Origin of the sequence: Dapis hubbardiae BLCC-M172 (assembly GCF_050016015.1) — a bacterium.
GTDB lineage: Bacteria > Cyanobacteriota > Cyanobacteriia > Cyanobacteriales > Microcoleaceae > Trichodesmium.
Genome location: NZ_JBNHEQ010000121.1, coordinates 1 through 3,845, shown reverse-complemented (window position 1 = coordinate 3,845; position 3,845 = coordinate 1). Strand labels below are relative to the sequence as shown.

At 35.7% G+C, this 3,845-nt stretch carries 3 protein-coding genes; 1 reads left to right on the top strand and 2 read right to left on the bottom strand.

Annotated elements, in window-relative coordinates; translation table 11 throughout:
• Positions 1 to 401 precede the first annotated feature (401 nt).
• Positions 402 to 1,877 carry an alpha-amylase gene (locus tag ACP6PK_RS11030; protein WP_426559644.1) on the top strand — a complete coding sequence of 492 codons (1,476 nt, stop codon included), beginning with the start codon at positions 402 to 404 and terminating at the stop codon, positions 1,875 to 1,877.
• Positions 1,878 to 2,481: 604 nt separating this feature from the next.
• Here ACP6PK_RS11030 and ACP6PK_RS11025 read toward each other — a convergent pair.
• Complete coding sequence (locus ACP6PK_RS11025) at positions 2,482 to 2,712, bottom strand: hypothetical protein (protein ID WP_426559643.1); 231 nt, start codon at positions 2,710 to 2,712, stop codon at positions 2,482 to 2,484.
• A 417-nt stretch (positions 2,713 to 3,129) separates the two neighbouring features.
• Positions 3,130 to 3,558: a Uma2 family endonuclease gene (locus ACP6PK_RS11020; protein ID WP_426559642.1), complete on the bottom strand. Its 429-nt coding sequence runs from the start codon at positions 3,556 to 3,558 to the stop codon at positions 3,130 to 3,132.
• Positions 3,559 to 3,845 lie beyond the last annotated feature (287 nt).

The following is a 3,845-nucleotide window of genomic DNA, read 5'->3' as shown; positions in this document are numbered from 1 at the left end:
CTCTGAAATAGATAAAGTTTTTGAGAAATGGTATAAGCTCTTAAAGGTATTTAACAATTCTGGTGTTGGGTTTCGCTACTGCTCTACCCAACCTACATTTTTAGGGGTGTCGGTCTAGTAGTGGATTGTCTCAGCTAAAATAGTGGAATATATTTTGGGGAAAAGCTTGAATTTACAAAGGTTTAAGCAATTTTCCTCAAGTATCATTTTAGCTGTGTCGGTCTAGTAGTAGATTGTCTCAGCTAAAATGTTGCAATAGTAGGGGCGAGTTGTAGTTTAAATTAACGAGTTTAACTACCAGATAAAATAAATCTGCCCCAAATATCTAACTACACAAATACTATTGCCTCACCTCTACTAAAAAGCCATAATTATATTGGCAATTATCAGGATTTCCCAAAATGGCAGCAATTAATGGCGTAATGATGCAATATTTCCACTGGTATATTGACCCAAATCTGATCCTGTGGAATGAAGTAAAAAGTAAGGCCCAAGAATTAGCAGATGTAGGCTTTACTGCTATGTGGTTACCACCAGCTTACAAAGGTATTGGGGGGACTTATGATGTGGGATATGGGGTTTACGATATGTATGACCTGGGGGAATTTGACCAAAAAGGTACGGTTAGAACAAAATATGGCGATCGCCAACAATATCTAGATGCTATTCAAGCTCTACACAATGTTGGTATTGATGTCTATGCTGATGGAGTTCTGAATCACCGCATGGGTGCTGATGGAACAGAAATTGTTAAAGCTACTCCTTTTTCTAAGGATGACCGCATTCATCCCAAGGGTGGAATGCGTGATGTTAAAGGTTATACTCATTTTCCGTTTCCTGGTCGGCAAAAAAAGTATTCTGACTTTGAGTGGCATTGGTGGCATTTTGATGCGGTTGATTATGATGACTATAGCAAGGAACAAAATACTATATATCTATTTGAAGGGAAAAGTTTTGATGATTATGTGGCGTTGGAGAAAGGAAATTTTGCTTACCTAATGGGAGCTGATGTTGACTTCCAGAGTAAAGAAGTTCGGGATGAAGTGATACGTTGGGGTAAGTGGTATATAGAAACTACGGGAGTCGATGGTTTCCGTCTAGATGCTATCAAACATATTTCATCTTGGTTTTTTCCTCTGTGGATAGATGTATTAGAACATCATTTTCAGAAGGATTTATTTATGGTGGGGGAATATTGGTACAACGATATTGGTACGTTACACTGGTATATTAATTCGGTTGGTGGCAGAATGTCTGTGTTTGATGTTCCTCTACATTACAACTTTTATTATGCGAGTAAGGCAGGCGGACATTATGATATGCGTTATATTCTCAATGGTACTTTGATGCAGGAACGTCCGGTCAATGCTGTGACTTTTGTGGAAAACCATGACTCTCAACCTTTACAAGCATTGGAGGCTCCTGTTGAACCTTGGTTTAAGCCTTTAGCTTATGCTATTATTTTGTTGCGTCGTGAAGGATATCCTTGTGTTTTTTATGCTGACTATTATGGCGCAGAGTATGAAGATTATGGGAAAGATGGCAACCGTTACAATATTTTCTTACCTTCCCACCGCTGGATAATTGATAAGTTACTTTTTGCCCGGAAATATTATGCTTATGGGGCACAATATGATTATTTCGATCATTACAATACTGTAGGTTGGACTCGTTTGGGTAATGAGGAACATCCCAAAGCAATGGCTGTAATTATGAGTGACAACGTTCCAGGTTACAAATGGATGGAAGTGGGAAAACCAAACGCTAAATTTTATGACCTCACCGAACATATTCAGGAACCTATTTATACTAATGAGTGGGGTTGGGCAGAGTTTCGTTGTAATGGTGGCTCGGTTTCTGTTTGGTTGGAAGAATAAAGTTATAAAGTAGGTTTGCCAGGAGGTGGGTTTAATAGTTGATATTACACGTTAATTCACCCCTGGCTAATTTTTCAATAATTAATAATTAACAATTAATAATTAATAATTATAGCAGGGAACAGGGAACAGGGAACAGGGAACAGTTGGAAAAGTGTTTCCGTGGTCTTTGATTCATCATCAGTCTATGTCCTAATCGCCCTGGCTGTTGCTATAATATAAAATCCGGTTATACAGTAATCGCAAAATTACTTTCTCTTAATACAGATTTTCTAGCGTGGGCGAATTTAAAAATTCATGCTCTAAATCTTTTCTTTCTGCTGACTCCTGACTTCTGAGTTCTAAATCTTTTCTTTCTCCTGACTCCTGTACGGGCGATTTCCTACGGAATGCTCTGCAAACGCGTTTACGAAGTATTCCGTAGGAAATCGCCCCTACGACTCCTGACTCCTAGAGCGATACGATAAGTATTTAACAGGATTCTATATAACAATTAATAATTACCTCTTTGTCAAAAGAATAAGATTGTTTAAAAGGAAAATTTTTTCTTTTTTCCTCCCATATAGGAGACGGTTGAAACCTTAGTTTTTGGGTAAATTTGATATTATTCAGAATACAGTTTTTGCAATTCATCTGTGGAGGCAAGATTGGGAATTTGAGAAACAATAGCCTCTAATAATTTCACATCATTTATTTCTGAAATCTCAAAGAAAATCGCCATACCTTCATCACTAAACTTGAGTTTTAATCCTATTTCAATTGTCAATAATAGTGCCTGTTTAATTTGAGTATCTTTTTGGAAGATTTCAAGATTTTTTTCTACTGCTAATACCAAATTGATAAATCTTCGCTACAAATATTTAGGTTACTGCTTAGGAGTCAGGAGAGGTAGGGGCGATTTCCTACGGAATGCTGCGCAAACGCGAATCGCCCGTACAGGAGTCAGAATGAATAAATTTGAGACTATTTTTTATGTTATAATCGTCTTTTTTGTCAAATAAACATTTACTGTAAAACCTTTTAATAGTTGTTATTATTGGTAACATTCTTTTTTCAAAATGGTATAATTCAGCCCCGGTTTTAATTACATTTCCATCAGCATCACACCACCGCAACCAAGTACCGTTAAGATTTTCAAATACACCATTTCACAGAGTTATATCATGTCTGGTTGAATACTTATGATTAAGATAGTAGGGGAGCGGCGGAGTAGGGGAGTAGGGGAGTAGGGGAGTAGGGAAAATAGAAAGATTTACTGTTGAAGCAAGAGGATAAGTTTTTTCATCACGCTCTTATCCGGACATAATATTAATCCCAAATTCACATGGGCAAACCAAGTATCATTTTTGGGAATATAAGAAATACCCTGAAACTGAGCATAGTCTGTTAATTTACTTCCTAATTCATTGCCGGGAGTAGGAGAAACAATTTCAATTACTATATCTGGTGGTTTGCCAAATTCCCAGAATAAATAAGAACGAACATTTCTTTCCCGCCATTTTTTACTGTCAATAATATTCAAACTTAATAACACATCAGGCACAATTCCTAAATCTCGAATGTGACTGAATAAACTGACATTTGCAGCAACAATAAAAGGAAAATTTATAGGTATTTCAGCACTACTATAAAATACAGTTGTGAGTAGACGTTGTTGTTTTTCATTAATAAAACTATCCAAGGGAGTATCATTTCAGTTATTAGTTATTAGTTATCAGTTATCAGTTATTAGTTATTAGTTATCAGTTATCAGTTATTAGTTATTAGTTATCAGTTATCAGTTATTAGTTATTGGTTATTAGTTATCAGTTATTAGTTATCAGTTATCAGTTATTAGTTATTAGTTATTAGGTATTAGTTATCAGTTATGAGTTATTAGTTATTAGGTATTAGTTATGAGTTATGAGTTATGGGTTATTAGTTATTAGGTATTAGTTATGAGTTATGAGTTATGAGTTATTAGTTATT

Excerpts from the sequence above, each read along its gene's own strand:
- ACP6PK_RS11030 (WP_426559644.1), top strand. The coding sequence starts at position 402 with ATGGCAGCAATTAATGGCGTAATGATGCAATATTTCCACTGGTATATT.